The organism is Streptomyces hygroscopicus (genome assembly GCF_026168105.1).
Taxonomy (GTDB): domain Bacteria; phylum Actinomycetota; class Actinomycetes; order Streptomycetales; family Streptomycetaceae; genus Streptomyces; species Streptomyces hygroscopicus_D.
Genome location: NZ_LBMW01000045.1, coordinates 41,666 through 59,324, shown reverse-complemented (window position 1 = coordinate 59,324; position 17,659 = coordinate 41,666). Strand labels below are relative to the sequence as shown.

Annotated in this window: 14 protein-coding genes and 2 pseudogenes; 11 read left to right on the top strand and 5 right to left on the bottom strand. The window is 72.0% G+C overall.

Annotated features, from left to right (window positions below; translation table 11 throughout):
- Positions 1–586 (top strand): DUF2690 domain-containing protein (locus AAW14_RS31405; RefSeq protein ID WP_265567820.1); only part of this gene is annotated, 586 nt, incomplete at its 5' end.
- A 459-nt stretch (positions 587–1,045) separates the two neighbouring features.
- Positions 1,046–2,035, top strand: coding sequence for a malate dehydrogenase (locus AAW14_RS31400; RefSeq protein WP_265567819.1), 990 nt, complete (start codon positions 1,046–1,048; stop codon positions 2,033–2,035).
- Between the two features lie 121 nt (positions 2,036–2,156).
- Here the strand turns inward: AAW14_RS31400 and AAW14_RS31395 are convergent, their stop codons facing one another.
- Entirely contained in the window at positions 2,157–3,572 is a 1,416-nt protein-coding gene (locus tag AAW14_RS31395) for an MFS transporter (RefSeq protein ID WP_265567818.1), read from the bottom strand.
- A 93-nt stretch (positions 3,573–3,665) separates the two neighbouring features.
- On the opposite strand from AAW14_RS31395, the gene AAW14_RS31390 reads away from it, so the two are divergent.
- Entirely contained in the window at positions 3,666–4,598 is a 933-nt protein-coding gene (locus tag AAW14_RS31390; RefSeq protein ID WP_265567817.1) for a LysR family transcriptional regulator, read from the top strand.
- Positions 4,599–4,710: 112 nt separating this feature from the next.
- Here AAW14_RS31390 and AAW14_RS31385 read toward each other — a convergent pair whose 3' ends face one another.
- Positions 4,711–5,493, bottom strand: coding sequence for a hypothetical protein (locus AAW14_RS31385; protein WP_265567816.1), 783 nt, complete (start codon positions 5,491–5,493; stop codon positions 4,711–4,713).
- A gap of 214 nt (positions 5,494–5,707) precedes the next feature.
- Here AAW14_RS31385 and AAW14_RS31380 point away from each other — a divergent pair, with 214 nt between their 5' ends.
- The 5 genes from AAW14_RS31380 (at position 5,708) to AAW14_RS31360 (ending at position 12,817) form a co-directional block, all read left to right on the top strand.
- Positions 5,708–7,228, top strand: a complete 1,521-nt coding sequence (locus tag AAW14_RS31380) for an aldehyde dehydrogenase family protein (RefSeq protein ID WP_265567815.1) — start codon at positions 5,708–5,710, stop codon at positions 7,226–7,228.
- Positions 7,229–7,307: 79 nt separating this feature from the next.
- The gene (locus AAW14_RS31375) at positions 7,308–8,834 is read left to right on the top strand and encodes a GMC family oxidoreductase (protein ID WP_265567814.1); all 1,527 of its coding nucleotides are present in this window, start codon (positions 7,308–7,310) and stop codon (positions 8,832–8,834) included.
- Positions 8,834–9,922, top strand: a complete 1,089-nt coding sequence (locus AAW14_RS31370) for a quaternary amine ABC transporter ATP-binding protein (RefSeq protein WP_265567813.1) — start codon at positions 8,834–8,836, stop codon at positions 9,920–9,922. The genes AAW14_RS31375 and AAW14_RS31370 overlap by 1 nt, the downstream gene beginning before the upstream one ends.
- Entirely contained in the window at positions 9,922–11,859 is a 1,938-nt protein-coding gene (locus AAW14_RS31365; protein ID WP_265567812.1) for an ABC transporter permease, read from the top strand. The genes AAW14_RS31370 and AAW14_RS31365 overlap by 1 nt, the downstream gene beginning before the upstream one ends.
- Position 11,860: 1 nt before the next feature.
- Positions 11,861–12,817, top strand: a complete 957-nt coding sequence (locus AAW14_RS31360) for an ABC transporter substrate-binding protein (protein ID WP_265567811.1) — start codon at positions 11,861–11,863, stop codon at positions 12,815–12,817.
- On the opposite strand, the pseudogene AAW14_RS31355 reads toward AAW14_RS31360, so the two are convergent.
- A pseudogene (locus AAW14_RS31355) lies at positions 12,818–13,533 on the bottom strand (isocitrate lyase/PEP mutase family protein).
- Positions 13,534–13,559: 26 nt separating this feature from the next.
- Here AAW14_RS31355 and AAW14_RS31350 point away from each other — a divergent pair.
- A pseudogene (locus AAW14_RS31350) lies at positions 13,560–13,867 on the top strand (PLP-dependent aminotransferase family protein); the annotation flags it as partial.
- Between the two features lie 15 nt (positions 13,868–13,882).
- Here AAW14_RS31350 and AAW14_RS31345 read toward each other — a convergent pair.
- Complete coding sequence (locus AAW14_RS31345) at positions 13,883–14,704, bottom strand: hypothetical protein (protein ID WP_265567824.1); 822 nt, start codon at positions 14,702–14,704, stop codon at positions 13,883–13,885.
- Positions 14,705–14,860: 156 nt separating this feature from the next.
- On the opposite strand from AAW14_RS31345, the gene AAW14_RS31340 reads away from it, so the two are divergent.
- Positions 14,861–15,217: a hypothetical protein gene (locus AAW14_RS31340; RefSeq protein ID WP_265567810.1), complete on the top strand. Its 357-nt coding sequence runs from the start codon at positions 14,861–14,863 to the stop codon at positions 15,215–15,217.
- Between the two features lie 6 nt (positions 15,218–15,223).
- Positions 15,224–16,408 carry a glutathionylspermidine synthase family protein gene (locus AAW14_RS31335; protein WP_265567809.1) on the top strand — a complete coding sequence of 395 codons (1,185 nt, stop codon included), beginning with the start codon at positions 15,224–15,226 and terminating at the stop codon, positions 16,406–16,408.
- Positions 16,409–16,416: 8 nt separating this feature from the next.
- Here AAW14_RS31335 and rocD read toward each other — a convergent pair whose 3' ends face one another.
- Positions 16,417–17,622 carry an ornithine--oxo-acid transaminase gene (rocD, locus tag AAW14_RS31330; protein WP_265567808.1) on the bottom strand — a complete coding sequence of 402 codons (1,206 nt, stop codon included), beginning with the start codon at positions 17,620–17,622 and terminating at the stop codon, positions 16,417–16,419.
- Positions 17,623–17,659: the final 37 nt, after the last annotated feature.

Below are 17,659 nucleotides of genomic sequence, written 5' to 3'. Positions count from 1 at the left end.
CTTCGGACCGGCCACGGCGGGCGGGCCCGCGGGCGAGGGGCGGCCGGACGGCGGCGACTCGTCCGACGCCGGCAAGCGGCGGCTGACGATGTTCCTTGCGGGCGCGGTCGGGGCGCTCGTGGTGATCGCGGTGGTCTTCTTCGTCACCGGGGGCGGCGACAAGAAGCCCGTCAGCGCGCCCAAGCCCTCCGCGACGGCTCCGAGCGTGAACCCGGACCTGCCGGCCGGCGTCAAGTGCTCCGGCGCGAGCTGCACCGGCAAGGACCCCGAGCACATGGGCTGCGGCGGCACGCTGGCGACGACCACCACCAGCGTCACCGTCGGCACGACCCTCGTAGAGGTGCGCTACAGCAAGACCTGCGGGGCCGCCTGGGCCCGTATCACCCGGGCGGCGCAGGGTGACACGGTCGAGGTGTCGGCGGGCGGGGCAGGCCGGCAGAGCGGCTCGGTCGCGGCCAGTCAGACCGGGTCGGTCACCGCGCCCGCGGACACGGACGCGTACACCCCGATGCTGGCAGTGAAGGACGGGGCCGCGGCGAAGGCGTGTGTGGCGCTGAGTTCGGGGCAGAAGGGCTGCACGAAGTAGGACGGGCCGACGGGCCGGACCATCCCGGCGGGCGGCGACAAGCCACGCCCCCGAGCGGCGGCGACAGCCACGTCCACGTCAGTGTGCGCAAAAACCGATGTGAAACAGGATTGCCCGCGCCCCTTTCGGGCAAGCGCCTCGTACCCCCCCACGGGAGTCCGGCAGCGCCGGGAGGCCGATGCGCCTCCCGGCGGGACACCCCACGGCGGCCGCCCCGGTCCCCCCTCTCCCGGACGGGCGGCCGCCGTGTCATCCGTTGTGGGGTGGGCCACACGGACCCGGCCGTACGGGATCCCGGAGGCGCGATAGCCTGACCGCTGGATCTCTCTTGACGCCAAGAGATCGATCATTCGTACCCGTGATCGATCATCGCGGCGGGCGTCGGCCACAAGCCGGCGGCGGGGATCCCGCACCCCGGGGCAGGGACGCCCCACCGCCAGCTGTCATACGGAGAACGCCATGACCCGCACTCCCGTGAACGTCACCGTCACCGGCGCGGCCGGCCAGATCGGCTACGCACTGCTCTTCCGCATCGCCTCCGGCCAGCTGCTCGGCGCGGACGTGCCGGTCAAGCTGCGCCTCCTGGAGATCACCCCGGCGCTGAAGGCAGCCGAGGGCACGGCCATGGAGCTCGACGACTGCGCGTTCCCGCTCCTGCAGGGCATCGACATCAGCGACGACCCGAACGTCGCGTTCGACGGCGCCAACGTCGCCCTCCTCGTGGGTGCCCGCCCGCGGACGAAGGGCATGGAGCGCGGTGATCTCCTCGAGGCCAACGGCGGCATCTTCAAGCCGCAGGGCCAGGCCATCAACGACCACGCCGCGGACGACGTCAAGGTCCTGGTGGTCGGCAACCCGGCCAACACCAACGCGCTGATCGCCCAGGCCGCAGCCCCGGACGTGCCGGCCGAGCGCTTCACCGCCATGACCCGCCTGGACCACAACCGCGCGCTGACCCAGCTCGCGAAGAAGACCGGCACCTCCGTCGCCGACATCAAGCGGCTGACGATCTGGGGCAACCACTCGGCCACCCAGTACCCGGACATCTTCCACGCCACGGTGGCCGGCAAGAACGCCGCCGAGGTCGTGAACGACGAGAAGTGGCTCGCCGAGGACTTCATCCCGACCGTCGCCAAGCGCGGCGCCGCGATCATCGAGGCCCGCGGTGCGTCGTCGGCCGCCTCCGCCGCCAACGCCGCCATCGACCACGTCTTCACCTGGGTCAACGGCACCGCCGACGGCGACTGGGCCTCCATGGCCATCCCGTCGGACGGCTCCTACGGCGTCCCGGAGGGCCTGATCTCGTCCTTCCCGGTCACCACCAAGGACGGCAAGTACGAGATCGTCCAGGGCCTGGACATCAACGAGTTCTCCCGCGCCCGCATCGACGCCTCCGTCAAGGAGTTGGAGGAGGAGCGCGACGCGGTCCGCTCGCTCGGCCTCATCTGATCCTGGACGGCTCCGCCGATCCTCGACGGCCCCGCCGCGAAACCCGCAGGCCCCGTTCCGGTTCCACCTGGAACGGGGCCTGCGGCCGTTCTCACCCGGCCGTACTCTCACTCGCCGCCGCTCACCGCAGCGTGCGCGGCCGTTCCGCCCGCGCCGGGGGCCGTTCCGCACCGGATGCGGCCGTGCGCGCCCGTGTGCGGTTGCCGTAACCGACGACCACGGCCGCGGTGGCCGCGAGGACCAGCAGGGCCACGGTGCGCAGGGCCGGGCCCATGCCGTGCGGGAGGTCGGGGTGAGCGGCCAGCACCGTGCCGGTGACCGCGACGCCGAGGGCCGCGCCGATCTCACGGGCCGAGGTGCCGAGGCCGGAGCCGAGGCCGGCCTGGTGCGCCGGGAGCGAGGAGACGACACCGACCGTCAGCGGGGGCATGCACAGACCGGTGCCGGCCGCGATGACCAGCAGCCAGCAGACATAGGTCCAGTACGGCGTGCCCGCGTCCGCGGTGGACGCGCCGAGCAGCCCGAGGCCGATGAGCGCGAGCCCGCCGCCGATGACCGGACGGGGGCGGTGCGCCCAGCGCGCGGCGAGCTTCTGGGACAGGGCCATGCCGATCGTCAGCGGTGCGATCGCGACACCGGTGAGGGCGGGGCCGTAGCCCTTGACTCCCTGCAGGTACTGCGAGTTGACGTAGAAGAGGGAGAAGAGGCCGAAGAAGCCGGTGGCCGTGCCGAGGGTGGCGGCGCGCAGGGTGCTGGAGGCGAACACGCGCGGATCGAACAGCGGGGCGCGCGTGCGCAGGGCGTGGACCGTGAAGAGGGCGACCAGCACGGCACCGGCCACGAACGCGCCCACGATGCGGGGTGAACTCCAGCCGTACGTCGGGCCCTCGATGATGCCGAAGAGGACGGCGACCAGACCGGCGGTCAGCAGCAGGGTGCCAAGCGGGTCGAGGTTGCTGTGCGCGGTGCCCTCGGTGCGCGGGGTGGTGAGCACCACGGCGAGGGCGAGGAGCGCGGCCAGCGGGACCATGGCCGCGAACAGGACGCGCCAGGACAGGAACTGGCCGACCAGTCCGCCGCCGAGGTTGCCGCCGAGCCCGCCGAGGCCGATTGCGAGGGTCCAGGAGGCCATGGCGCGCGGCCGGTCCCGCGGAGGGGCCAGCTGTACGAGGAGCGACATCGTTGCGGGCGTGATCAGCGCGGCGCCTGCGCCCGACACGCCGCGGCCCGCGATGAGGACGGCGGCATCCGGTGCCAGCGCGCTGGTGGCGGCGCCCATGGCGAAGAGGGCGAGCCCGCCGAGCAGGGCGCCCTTGCGCCCCCACCGGTCGCCGAGCGCGCCCGCCGGGATGAGGAGTCCGGCGAAGACGATGACGTACGCATCGACCGTCCACAGGATCTCGCTGTGCGAGGGGTGCAGGGACGACGAACTCAGCTGCGGGATCAGCAGGTTGATGGCGGCGACCATGCTCTGGGCGACCAGGACGCAGGCGCACAGGGTCAGCAGGGTCGAGCGTTTCAGGGCGTGCGAGGCCACGGCTCCTCCCGGGAGCTCGGTGGGGTGTGGGATGCCCTGTCACCGTAGGCTCGGCAATGACCTGCTTTCCAGTGCAATCTCTGCAAGGAATGAATGCGTGTGACGCAATCGGCCGGGCTCGACCTCAATCTGCTGCTCGCGCTGGACGTACTGCTCGAGGAGGAGAGCGTTCAGGGCGCCGCCCGTCGGCTCCATCTCTCCGAGCCGGCGATGAGCCGCACCCTGGGCCGGATCCGCAAGGCGCTGGGCGACCCTGTCCTCGTGCGCGCCGGACGCGGGATGGTGCCGACCCCGCACGCGCTGGCCGTGCGCGCCGAGGTGAGTGCCGTGGTGGAGCGGGCCCGTGCCCTGTTCGCGCCCGGCCGTGACGCGGACCTCAGGACCGTCAGCCGGACTTTCACCCTCCTCGGCCACGACGCGACGGCCGCCGCTTACGGTGCGGCCCTCTTCGCCCGTGCCGCGGCCGAGGCGCCCGGCATCCGCATCCGCTTCCTCACCGAAAGCCACGTGGACGCGCCGTTCCTGCGTCAGGGGACCGCCGACCTGGAGGTCGGGGTGGTGGACTCCACGGCGCCCGAGGTGCACGTCGAGCCCCTCCGCGAGGACCGCATGGTGGGGGTGGTACGCGCCGGACACCCTTTGCTCGAAGGGGAGTTGACGCCCGAACGGTTCGCCACGGAGGGCGATCACCTGATCGTCTCGCGCCGGGGCAGAATGCAAGGGCCGGTTGACGCCGCCCTGGCCGAACTGGGGCTGGAGCGGCGGGTGGTGGGAACGGTCGGAAGCTACCCCGCCTCGCTCTTCGTGATCCGCGACACCGGCCTCGTGGGCCTGATCGGCTCCTTGAGTGTGCCACTGGCGGCCGAGCTGGGCCTGATGACGTTCGAGGTGCCGCTGCCGCTTCCGCCGCTGAGTCTGGGGATGGCCTGGCATCCGCGCCACGACGCCGATCCGGCTCACGCCTGGCTGCGCGGCTGCGTACGGGACCTGACGCTGCAGTGGTCGGCGAGCGCCGGGGCGCGCTGACCGTCTCGCGCTCCCCGGGCCGCGTCCTCCGCCGACCGTCTTTCGCCGACCCGTCTTTCGCCGACCCGTCTTTCGCCGACCGTCTTTCGCCGAGCGTCTTCCGCCGGTCCCGTCAGCCCCTTCCCGGCAGGCCCTGGACCTTCGAGACGTCCACCGACTGGTTTGCGGGCGGGGTCTTGAGCACCACCGGCTCGTCGTAGTGCGTGAAGGTCAGGGTCAGGTTGGTGCCCGGGCCCCGCTGCGCAGCGCGGTACAGACGGTGCGCCGGGTCCGCCGTGACGTACAGCGTCGACGTCAGGCCGTTCTTCCGGAAGGACAGCGGAATCACCGGTGTGCCGCCCAGCGTCGTCCGGGCGCCCTTCTTGAGGGAGGGCGGCAGGGCCGGCCCGCCGGTGGCGACCTGCTGGAGGGCCTTGAGGTCGCAGGTGCTCGCGATGCCGCTCAGCATCCCGTTGGCCGTGGTGCCGTGGATGTAGCGGTTCTTGAAGGACGAGGCCGCCGCCTTGCCCTGCCGACCGGCGAACTTGGCCTTCCAGAACGCCGCGTCCGGCTTCAGCCACACATCGGTGCCCCGTTTGAGGAGCTGGACACTGCCGCCGTGCCCTCCCAGGGTCAGGGTGCCGGTGCAGTTGCCGCCCTGGTCGAGCGAGAGGTCCATGGACGTCGGCAGGGAGCGGCTCGACGTCGCCTGTGCGCCGAGGTCCGTGTATCCGAGGTGGACCGATTTCGCCTTCTGCAGACTCGCCCGCGCCTGCGCGGCCAGCTGCTGTGCGCTCGGGCCGCCGCCGGGCTGGGCCGGGGCGAGGCCGCCCGCCGGGGGCGACGACAAGAGTGTCACTGCCGCGGCCGCCGTCGCCGTGCACGTCGCGATCGCGAAGCCCTGGGTTCGGGACATGGGTCACCTCCATGGGCGGTCACTGCTGCACCCCCCACGGACGGTCACCCTCAGCGTACTTTTCACCCTTTTCGACCGCATTTTTAGTGACGCGGCGCACTTTCGATGCTCGGCGTGCATGCATTCGCAACTCGGGGGCATGCGCTTCCGGTCCCTCAGAGTGACATCTGTGTAACACAGGGGCACCGCACAGGAACGGAAGGCAACACCGATCATGGCCGGACATCAGGAACGGCAGGCAGCAGAAACCATTCACCTGGCCGGAAAGTGGCGCACCGCCCTCTCCGGCGTGACGCGCGAGATCCTCGATCCCGCGGATGCCGAGCCGTTCGCCCTGGTGGCGGAGGGTGACGAACGCGACGCCGACGCGGCTGTCGCCGCCGCTCGCCGCGCCTTCGACGAGGGGGCGTGGCCGCACACGTCCGTCGCCGAGCGTGCCGCACTGCTGCATCGTGTCGCCGACCTCCTCGTACGCGATCGCGAAGAGCTCGGCCTCCTGGAGAGCCGGGACGCGGGCAAGACGGTCGAGGAGGGCCGGATCGACGTCGACTGTGTCGCCGACGCCTTCCGCTACTTCGCCGACCTCGTCGTCGCCGAGGGCGCAGGCCGTGTCGTCGATGCCGGCTCGCCCGACGTCCACAGCGTCGTCGTGCAGGAGCCGGTCGGGGTGTGCGCCCTGATCACTCCCTGGAACTACCCGCTGCTGCAGGCGAGTTGGAAGATAGCCCCGGCTCTCGCGGCGGGCAACACCTTCGTGGTCAAGCCCAGCGAGATCACCCCGATGACCACGATCGCGCTCGTCGAACTGCTCGTCGAGGCCGGACTGCCCGACGGCGTCGCCAACGTGGTGACCGGGCCCGGTCACACGGTCGGCGCCCGGCTGGGCGCACACCCGGGCGTCGACCTGGTCTCCTTCACCGGCGGACTCGTCAGCGGCACGAAGGTCGCGCAGGCCGCCGCCGCGGGCGTCAAGAAGGTCGCCCTCGAACTCGGCGGCAAGAACCCCAACGTCGTCTTCGCCGACGCCTGTGCCACCGACGACGGCTTCGACACCGCCGTCGACCAGGCCCTCAACGCCGCCTTCATCCACAGCGGCCAGGTCTGCTCGGCGGGCTCCCGCCTCATCATCGAGGCGTCCGTCCGCGAGCGCTTCGTCGCCGAACTCGCCCGCCGGGCGGGCCGGATCCGTCTGGGCCGCGGTACCGAGAAGGACGTCGAGTGCGGCCCGCTCGTCTCCGCGCAGCAGCGCGCCAGGACCGAGGCGTACGTCGCGTCCGCGCTCGCCGAGGGCGCCGTACTGCGCTGCGGCGGCAAGCGCCCCGAGCCGTCCAGGTCCAGGCCGGCCGACGGGTACTTCTACGAGCCGACCGTCCTCGACCAGTGCCACCGGGAGATGAAGGTCGTACGGGAAGAGGTCTTCGGGCCCGTCCTGACCGTGGAGACCTTCCGCACGGAGGACGAGGCCGTCGCGCTCGCCAACGACACGGAGTACGGCCTCGCCGGCGGCGTCTGGACCGCCGACGCCGGCCGCGCGCGCCGAGTCGCCGGCCGACTGCGCCACGGCACCGTGTGGATCAACGACTTCCACCCCTACCTGCCGCAGGCGGAGTGGGGCGGCTTCGGCAAGAGCGGCATCGGCCGTGAACTCGGCCCCTCGGGACTCGCCGAGTACCGCGAGGCCAAGCACGTCTACCAGAACCTCGCGCCGCGCGCGGTCCGCTGGTTCGCCGGCTGAGCACCCCGTCCCCCGGTCCCCCCACCCCGCGCCCCCTCAAGCGCAGCACCTTCGTACGACCCCCGAGGAGCAGCACTGCATGTCCGACAACCAGACCTACGACTATGTCGTCATCGGTGGCGGCACGGCGGGCTCCGTCATCGCCTCCCGCCTCACCGAGAATCCTGACGTCACAGTCGCCGTCATCGAGGGCGGCCCGAGCGACGTCGGCCGCGACGACGTCCTCACCCTGCGCCGCTGGACGGGCCTGCTCGGCGGCGAACTGGACTACGACTACCCGACCACCCAGCAGCCGCGCGGCAATTCGCACATCCGGCACAGCCGCGCCCGGGTGCTCGGCGGCTGCTCCTCGCACAACACGCTGATCGCGTTCAAGCCGCTGCCGTCCGACTGGGACGAGTGGGAGGCGGCCGGCGCCGAGGGCTGGGGCGCCGTCCCGATGGAGGCGTACTACGCCCGGCTCCTCAACAACATCGTCCCGGTCGACGAGAAGGACCGGAACGCGATCGCCCGCGACTTCGTGGACGCGGCCCGGACGGCACTCGGCGTCCCGCGCGTCGAGGGCTTCAACAGGAAGCCGTTCACCGAGGGCGTCGGCTTCTTCGACCTGGCCTACCACCCCGAGAACAACAAGCGCTCCAGCGCGTCGGTGGCGTATCTGCACCCCGTGCTGGACGAGCGCCCCAACCTGCACATCCTCCTGGAGACCTGGGCCTACCGGCTGGAGCTCGACGGCACGCGCGCCGAGGGGGTGCACGTGCGCACCAAGGACGGCGAGGAGATCCTCGTACGGGCCCGGCGCGAGGTCGTGCTGTGCGCCGGCGCCGTGGACTCCCCGCGGCTGCTGCTGCACTCCGGCATCGGCCCGAAGGCGGACCTGGAGAAGCTCGGCATACCCGTCGTGCACGATCTGCCGGGCGTCGGCGAGAACCTCCTCGATCACCCCGAGTCGGTGATCGTGTGGGAGACGAACGGCCCGATCCCGGAGAACTCCGCGATGGACAGCGACGCCGGACTGTTCGTGCGCCGCGACCCCGACCACGCGGGCCCCGACCTGATGTTCCACTTCTACCAGGTTCCCTTCACGGACAATCCGGAGCGCATCGGCTACGAGCGGCCGGAGTTCGGGGTCTCGATGACCCCCAACATCCCCAAGCCGAAGAGCCGGGGGCGGCTGTATCTGAAGAGCGCCGACCCGGACGAGAAGCCCGCCCTCGACTTCCGGTACTTCACCGACGAGGACGACTACGACGGCCGCACCCTCGTCGACGGCATCAGGATCGCCCGCGAGGTCGCCAGGACCGAACCGCTGGCCGGCTGGCTCAAGCGGGAGGTGTGCCCCGGCCCCGACCTCACCGGCGACGAGGAGCTGAGCGCGTACGCGCGCCAGGTGGCCCACACCGTGTACCACCCGGCAGGCACCTGCCGCATGGGTGCCGAGACCGATGAACAGGCCGTCGTCGACCCGCAGTTGCGCATCCGAGGCCTCGACGGCATCCGCATCGCCGACGCCTCCGTATTCCCGACCATGCCCGCCGTCAACCCGATGATCGGGGTCTTGATGGTCGGGGAGAAGACCGCAGACCTGATCGGAGGTGAGGCCTGATGGCACTCACGACTCCCACCCGTAAGCCCCCCACCGACGACTCCGCGGGCACCCCCGTCTTCTCCGTCGACGGCCTGTGGAAGGTCTTCGGTGCGAAGTCGGACCGCGTTCCGGCGGACCCGGAGCTCGGCACGCTGAGCCCCGCCGAACTGCGCGAGCGCACCGGCTGCACGGCCGCCGTCCGTGATGTGAGCTTCGACGTCCGCAAGGGCGAGGTCTTCGTCGTCATGGGCCTGTCCGGCTCCGGCAAGTCCACGCTCGTGCGCTGTCTGACCCGGCTGATCGAGCCGACCGCCGGCACGATCGCCATCGACGGCGAGGACGTGCGTGCCATGGACAGGTCCAGGCTGCGCGAACTGCGGCGCCACCGGGCCGCGATGGTCTTCCAGCACTTCGGCCTGCTGCCGCACCGCACGGTCCTCGACAACGTGGCGTACGGCCTGGAGATCCAGGGCGTCGGCCGGGCCGAACGCCGCAAGCGGGCCGCCGAGTTCGTCGCCAAGGTCGGCCTCGAGGGCATGGAGCAGCGGCGCCCCGGCCAGCTGTCGGGCGGTCAGCGGCAGCGCGTCGGGCTGGCCCGCGCGCTCGCCGTCGACCCCGAAGTGCTCCTGTTCGACGAGCCGTTCAGCGCGCTCGACCCGCTGATCCGGCGCGACATGCAGGACGAGGTGATCCGGCTGCACCGCGAGGAGGGCCGCACGATGGTCTTCATCACCCACGACCTCAGCGAGGCCCTCAAGCTCGGCGACCGCATCGCCCTCATGCGCGACGGCCGTATCGTGCAGCTGGGCACCCCCGAGGACATCGTGGGCTCCCCGGCCGACGACTACGTCCGCGAGTTCGTCCGGGACGTCCCGCGCGAACAGGTCATGACCGTCCGCTCGGCCATGCGCACCCCGTCCGCCGAGGAGACGGAGGACGGCCCGGCGGTGTCCCCTGACGCGACGGTGTCGGAGGCGATCGAGGCGGTCGCCCGCACCGGTTCCCCGGCCCGAGTCATGGACGGGGGCCGCTGCCTGGGAGTCGTCGACCACGAAGGGCTGCTCGGTGTCGTGGCCGGAAGGCAGCACCCCAAGGGGGCGGCGTGATGGCCACGCTCACCGCCCCCGCGCCCCGTACCGTGCTGCCCGCCCTGCTCAGGCACCGTGCCGTGGGCAAGCTGCTGGTGCTCGCGGCCCTCGCGGCGGTCCTCGTACCCCTGGCGGACGCCCGCTGGGCCAGCGGCAGCTGGCCGCAGGCGCTCACCGTCGACCTCACCAAGCCGCTGTCCACGGCCAGTGACTGGATCATCAACAACCGGGACAGCCACCCGCTCTTCCTGTATTTCTTCGGTTACATCAGCAACGCCGTCGTCCTGTCCGTCCGTGCCGTCTACCTCGTCCTGCTCGCCGCGGGCTGGGCGGGTGTGACGGCCGCCGCCGGGCTGCTGGCCTGGCGCATCGCGGGCGTACGCCTCGCCGCCGGCACGGCGGCCGCGATCCTCGCCTGCGGTCTGCTCGGCATGTGGGTACCCACCATGCAGACGCTTGCGCTCATGGTGGTCGCGGTGCTCTTCTCGGTCGTGCTCGGCGCGCTGCTCGGTCTCGCCGCGGGCCTGTCCGACCGTACGTTCCGTGCCCTGCGCCCCGTCCTCGACACCATGCAGGTGCTCCCGGCGTTCGCGTATCTCCTGCCCGTCGTCCTGGTCTTCGGCATCGGTGTGCCGGCCGCGGTCCTCGCCACCGTCATCTATGCGGCACCGCCGATGGCCCGCCTGACGGCGCTGGGCCTGCGAGGCGCCGACGGGGAGGTCCTCGAAGCGGTCGAGTCGCTCGGCACCACCGCCCGCCAGCGCCTGTTCACCGCCCGCCTCCCGCTGGCCCGCAAGGAACTGCTCCTGGGCCTCAATCAGACGATCATGATGGCGCTGTCCATGGCCGTCATCGCCTCCGTGATCGGCGCGGGCGGCCTCGGTGACCGCGTCTACCAGGCGCTCGCCTCCGTCGACGTGGGCGCCGCGCTCGCCGCCGGCATTCCCATCGTGCTGCTCGCGGTCGTCCTCGACCGGGTCACGGGCGCCGCGGGGGAGGGCGTGCGGGACGGCGGCCGCGCGGGGTGGGCGTACGCCGCCGCCGCGACCGTCGCCGTAGCCCTGGCCGCGCGGCCGGCCGGACTCCTCGGCTGGCCGGACTCCTGGACCGTGCGCATCGCCGAGCCGGTGAACCGGGCCGTCGACTGGATGACCGCCCATCTCTACTCGGGAGTCCCCTATGTGGGCGGCACCGCCGACTGGGCAGGTCACTTCACGACCTGGATCCTCGACCCGGTCCGCGGCGGCCTGCAGTGGCTGCCCTGGTGGGCGGTGCTGCTCGTCGTCGCCGCGCTGGCCTGGCTGATCGGCACCTGGCGCACCGCCCTCACCGCGGTCCTCGCGATGGCCGCCACCGGCGTGCTCGGCGTTTGGAAGCCGTCCCTGGACACGCTGTCCCAGGTGCTGGCGGCCGTCGCCGTCACCCTTGTCCTCGGTGTCGCGACCGGGATCGCGGCCGCCCGCAGCGACCGCTGCGAACGGCTGCTTCGCCCCGTCCTGGACGTCTTCCAGACGATGCCGCAGTTCGTGTACCTGATCCCGGTGGTCGCGCTCTTCGGTGTCGGCCGCGCACCCGCCGCCGTGGCGGCGATCGTGTACGCGCTCCCGGCCGTCGTCCGCATCACCGCCCAGGGCCTGCGCCAGGTCGACGCGGCCGCCCTGGAGTCGGCGCGCTCGCTCGGCGGGACGACCGTCCAGCAACTGCGCCAGGTCCAGCTACCGCTGGCGCGCCCGGCGTTGCTGCTCGCCGTCAACCAGGGCGTGGTCCTGGTCCTCGCCGTCGTCATCATCGGCGGCCTGGTCGGCGGCGGTGCGCTCGGCTACAACGTCGTCTTCGGCCTCGCGCAGGGCGACCTGGCGACCGGACTGGTGGCCGGCGCGGCGATCGTCTGCCTCGGCCTGATGCTCGACCGGGTGACTCAGCCGACCGAGCGGCGCGCGAAGAAGGGAGCGTGACATGCCTCGTACGCGCACGAAGATCATCACCGCCCTGGCCGTGCTGGGTCTGACGACCGGCTGCGGAGCCGCGGACATGACCAAGCAGGCCTCGCCGTTCGCGAACGCACGGGGCTCGAAGACCGTGACCCTCTCGGTGCAGTCGTGGGTGGGCGCACAGTCGAATGTGGCCGTCGCCCAGTACATCCTCCAGCACGAGCTCGGCTACCGCGTCGACACCGTCCAGGTCGACGAGATCCCCGCCTGGGACGCGCTCAGCCAGGGTCGGGTCGACGCGATCCTGGAGGACTGGGGCCACCCCGACCAGGAGAAGCGGTATGTGGAGGACAAGAAGACGATCGCCCGCGCGGGCGGTCTCGGGGTCACCGGTCACATCGGCTGGTTCGTCCCGACGTACCTCGCCCGGCAGCATCCGGACATCACGGACTGGCGGAACCTCGACAAGTACGCGAGCCTGTTCCGCACCGCCGAGAGCGGCGGCAAGGGCCAGCTGATGGACGGCTCGCCGTCGTACGTCACCAACGACAAGGCGCTGGTGAACAACCTGAAGCTGAACTACCAGGTGGTGTTCGCGGGTTCCGAGGCGGCGCAGATCACGCAGATGAGGCAGTTCGCCAAGGAGAAGAAGCCCTTCCTCACCTACTGGTACGTGCCGCAGTGGCTCTTCAAGAAGGTCCCGATGACCGAGGTGAAGCTGCCGCCGTACAAGGAGGGCTGCGACGCGGACGCGGCGAAGGTCGCCTGCGCGTACCCGCACACGCCGTTGCAGAAGTACCTCAACGCGAACTTCGCGAAGAGCGGCGGCAAGGCGGCGGCCTTCCTGAAGAAGTTCCGGTGGACGACGGAGGACCAGAACGAGGTCTCCCTGATGATCGCCGACCAGAAGCTGACTCCGGACCAGGCCGCGAAGAAGTGGGTGGACAGCCACACCGCCACGTGGAAGGCGTGGCTGCACTGATCACCCCTGCGTCAGGTGCGCGGCGATCTCACCCAGTGCCGCCGTCGCCCGGCGCAGCAACCAGGGCCCGAACGTGACGCGGGTGGCTCCGAGTTCACCGAGCTCGGCGGGGGAGGGCCCCACCCGTCGAGCCGGGCGAACGCGTTGAGGGACCCCTGGATGCCGGCCGGCGGCAACGGCAGTACGTCGCCGCGGGCGCCGATGGGATAGATGCAGTCGGCGCCCGCGGCGACGTACAACGCGGCCCGCTCGATGGCCCGTTCGGGGTTCCCGTCCCCGTGCGCGAACGTGTCGACGCGCGTGTTGAGGAAGAGCCGGTCGCCGGCCGCGGCCCGCACCTCGGCGAGCCGGTCGGCGTGCCTGTGCGGGTCCTCGAGGACACCCCCGTGCGAGTCCTCGAGGTTGCAGCCCACGGCCCCGGTCTCCAGCAGCCGTTCCACCAGTTCCTTCGGCGCGAGCCCGTACCTGTCCTCCAGGTCCGCCGACACCGGCACGTCGACGGACCGGACGATCCGTGTGACCGCCGCGAACATCTCGCCGACGGGCGTCGCCCCGTCGGCGTACCCGAGCGAGGCGGCGATCCCGGCGCCGGGCGTGGCGAGCGCCGGGAACCCGGCGTCCGCGCACGCCCGTGCGCTCGCCACGTCCCAGGGGCCGGGCAGGACGAGCGGTTCGCCCGGCAGACGGCCGCGGTGCAGGGCCCGGAAGTTGTCGATTTTGCCCGTGGCGTGTAACCCCCCGACGCGCGACCCGGCTGCGCTACCGGCGGCGGTGCGACGACTGGTCCGGGCCCTCGCGGCCCGCGCCCCCGACGTCCGCGCCACGGGTACCGCGGCCGGCCTGCACGCGGTGCTGCGTCTGCGGCCCGGTACCGAAGAGTCGGTGGTGCAGGCGGCCGCCTGGCAGGGCCTGGCCGTCCACGGTCTGTCCCGCTACCGCCACCCGGACGCCGTCACGGAGCCGCTGGACGCCCTGGTCGTGGGGTACGGCACCCCGCCGGACCATGCGTGGTCGGGTGCTCTGGAGGCCTTGATCAGGGCGCTGCCCTGACGGATGGGCGGCCGCTCACCCCTCCGCCGCCGGAGCCTCCCCGAACCGTGCCAGCGCCAGCGCCCCCGCCACCGCGACCAGGAAGCCCAGCACCGCCAGCCAGGCCAGCCCCTCCCGCGTGCGGTCGCCGAGCCAGACCACCCCCACCAGGGCGGGCCCGATCGTCTCCCCGATCACCAGCCCGGCCGTCGCCGTCGTCACCGATCCGCGTTGCAGAGCGGTCGTCAGCAACAGAAACGCGGCACCTCCGCCCAGCACCAGCGCGTACGTCGCCGGATTGGTGAGCAGCACCGACGGCGAGAGCCCGTCGATCAGCCGGACCGCCACCTCGACCACCCCGAACCCGAACCCGGCGCCCAGCCCCAGCATCAGGGCCCGCCCGCGCTCCGGCAGCCGTCCCGCGACGAGCCCGAGCAGCAGCACGGCGACCGCCGTCGCCAGCATCACGTACTTCAGCGTCGTGGACCCGCCCCGGCTCCCCTCCGCTCCGGACGCCAGCCCCAGCATCGCCAGCCCCGCGCACACCACCGCCACCGCGGCCCATTCGCTCCCGCTCAGCCGCACCCGCAGCAGCCGGGCCGCCACCACCGCCGTCACCGCCAGGCTGGACGCGAGCGCGGCTCCCACCGCGTAGATCGGAATGGACCGCAGCGCCGCGATCTGCAGCAGGAACCCGAGCCCGTCCAGCGCGAGCCCCGCGAGATAACGCCACTGGCGGACCGCCCGCAGCAGCAGCGCGGCGTCCCCTCCCTCGCCCGTGCCCGCGGCGCGGGCCGCGACCGCCTGCAGCACCGTCGCCGTACCGAAACAGACCGCTGCCCCGAGCGCGCACACCATTCCAAAGAACACGCAGTGACTGTAGGGGAGGGCGGAAACCCGGGGGCAGGCGGGAAGGGCGGAACGACGGTCTCTAGTCTGATCGCCGCACAGTCTCACCAACGGTTCAACGAATTCTCACCCAAACGACGTCCTACTCGACGGGGGAACACGAAGATGGCGGACGCACAACGGCAACTGCGCTCGGGCACGGTCGTCCTGGGCGGAGTGGGACTCCTCGCCGCCGCCCTCACCGCCTGCTCCTCGGACCCGGACAGGCGCTGCGTCGACCGCGACAGCTACACCGCCGCCCTGGGCTACAAGGTCGTCGCCGACAAGAACTGCACGTCCGGCACGACGTCGGTCCACAGCGGCTGGTACTACGGCGGCAGGAGGAAGAGCGGCTTCGTCAGCGGCGGCTCCTTCACCGGGCCCGGCAGGAGCTCGGGCGGGTCGAGCGGCCGCCACGGCGGCCGCCACGGCGGGGTCGAGCGCGGCGGCTTCGGCGGCGGCCACGGCAGCTCGGGCGGCTGAGCGGCCGTGGAACGCCGAAGGACCGAGCCCCGCCCCGACTGGCAGCGGCTCGTGGAGGCACAGGGCCTCGTCTACCCGCTCACCCGTCATCCCGACGACTCCCTGCGCCCCTACTGGGACGAGAGCGCGTACTACGTCTTCACGCTTCCCGAGGTGGAGGCGCTGGAGGAGGTCGTCGAGGAACTGCACGCCATGTGCCTGGCCGCGGCCGGACACATCGTCACCGGTGACCGCTTCGCCGACCTCGGCATCACCGACCCGCGCGTGATACGGGCGGTCACCGAGGCCTGGCACCGCCGCGCCGAACTCCCGTCCGTCTACGGGCGGTTCGACCTGCGCTACGACGGCACGGGCCCGGCCAAGCTCCTGGAGTACAACGCAGACACGCCCACGTCCCTGGTCGAGGCCGCCTCACCCCAGTGGTTCTGGATGGAGGACCGCTTCCCGGGCGCCGATCAGTGGAACTCCCTCCACGAGCGGCTGGTCGCCGCCTGGCGGAAGCAGGCCGCCCTCCTGCCGCCCGGCAGCCCGCTCCACTTCGCGCACTCCTCCGCCGACGAACTGGGCGAGGACCTGATGACGGTCGCCTATCTGAAGGAGACCGCGGAGCAGGCCGGACTCGACACCGACTGGCTCGCCATGGAGGAGATCGGCTGGGATCCGCTCTCGGAGCGCTTCGTCGACAACCGGCTGCGCTTCATCCGCAACTGCTTCAAGCTCTACCCCTGGGAGTGGCTCACCACCGACCGCTTCGCCGGCCATGTCCTCGACACCCTCGACAACGGCGGCGGCACGGGAAGCACGCTGTGGATCGAGCCCGCCTGGAAGATGCTGCTCAGCAACAAGGCGCTCCTCGCGATCCTCTGGGAGCTGTACCCGGGCCACCCCAACCTGCTCCCGGCCTACCTCGACGGGCCGCGGGAGCTGGCACACACCACGGGCTACGCCGCCAAGCCGCTCCTCGGCCGCGAGGGTGCGGGCGTGACGCTCCACGAGCCGGGCACCGGGCCGGTCGTGCGTGAAGGGGCCTGCTGCTACCAGGAGTTGGCGCCCCTGCCGGCCTTCGACGGCCAGCACGTCGTCCTGGGCACCTGGGTGGTCGCCGACGAGGCTGCGGGGCTCGGCATCCGAGAGTCGTCCGGACCGGTCACGGACGAGTACGCCCGCTTCCTGCCGCATGTGATCCTCTGAGCCCGCCGTCAGGGGCCGAGGACACCGCGCAGCTGGGCGATCCCCCAGTCCAGGTCCTCCTTGGCGATGACGAGCGGCGGGGCGATCCGGATGGTGGACCGGCGGGTGTCCTTCACCAGAACACCACGGTCCATCAGCTTCTCGCAGATCTCCCGCCCCGTCCCGTACCTGGGGTGGACGTCCACGCCCGCCCACAGCCCGCGCCCGCGCACCTGGGTCACCCGGCCCGTGCCGGTCAGCGCGGCCAGCTCGCGGTGCAGATGATCGCCGAGCTCGGCCGCTCGCGCCTGGTACTCGCCGGACCGCAGCATGGCCATGACCTCGAGCGCCACCGCGCAGGCCAGTGGGTTCCCGCCGAAGGTCGACCCGTGCTCGCCCGGCCGGAACACCCCGAGCACCTCGGCGCTCGACACCACCGCCGACACCGGCACGATCCCGCCGCCGAGCGCCTTCCCGAGGACGTAGACGTCCGGTACGACGCCCTCGTGCTCGCACGCGAAGGTGCGTCCCGTGCGGCCGAGCCCGGACTGGATCTCGTCGGCGACGAAGAGCACGTTCCGCTCCCGGGTCAGCTTTCGCACCGCGGGCAGATAGCCGGCCGGCGGCACCACCACCCCCGCCTCGCCCTGGATCGGCTCCAGCAGCACCGCCACCGTGTTCTCGGTCAGCGCCGAGCGCATCGCGGTCAGGTCCCCGTACGGCACGATCTCGAAGCCCGGCGTGTACGGGCCGAAGTCCGCGCGCGCCTCCGTGTCGGTGGAGAAGCTGATGATCGTCGTCGTACGGCCGTGGAAGTTGTTGCCCGCGACCACGATCTTGGCCATCCCGGCGGGCACGCCCTTGACCCGGTAGCCCCACTTGCGGGCGGTCTTCACCGCGGTCTCCACCGCCTCGGCGCCCGTGTTCATGGGCAGCACCATCTCCATGCCGCACAACTCGGCCAGCTGCGCGCAGAAGTCGGCGAACCGGTCGTGGTGGAACGCGCGCGAGGTCAGCGTCACCCGCTCCAGCTGTGCTTTGGCGGCATCCAGCAGCCGCCGGTTGCCGTGGCCGAAGTTCAGCGCCGAGTAGCCAGCCAGCAGATCGAGGTAGCGGCGCCCCTCCACGTCCGTCATCCACGCCCCGTCCGCGGCGGCCACGACGACCGGCAGGGGCCGGTACGTGGGCGCGCTGTGGGCCTCGGCCGCGGCGACGAGGCTGTCGGTGGTGCTCACGGAGGCTCCCTTCCGGCCATGGTCCGGCGTCTGTTGC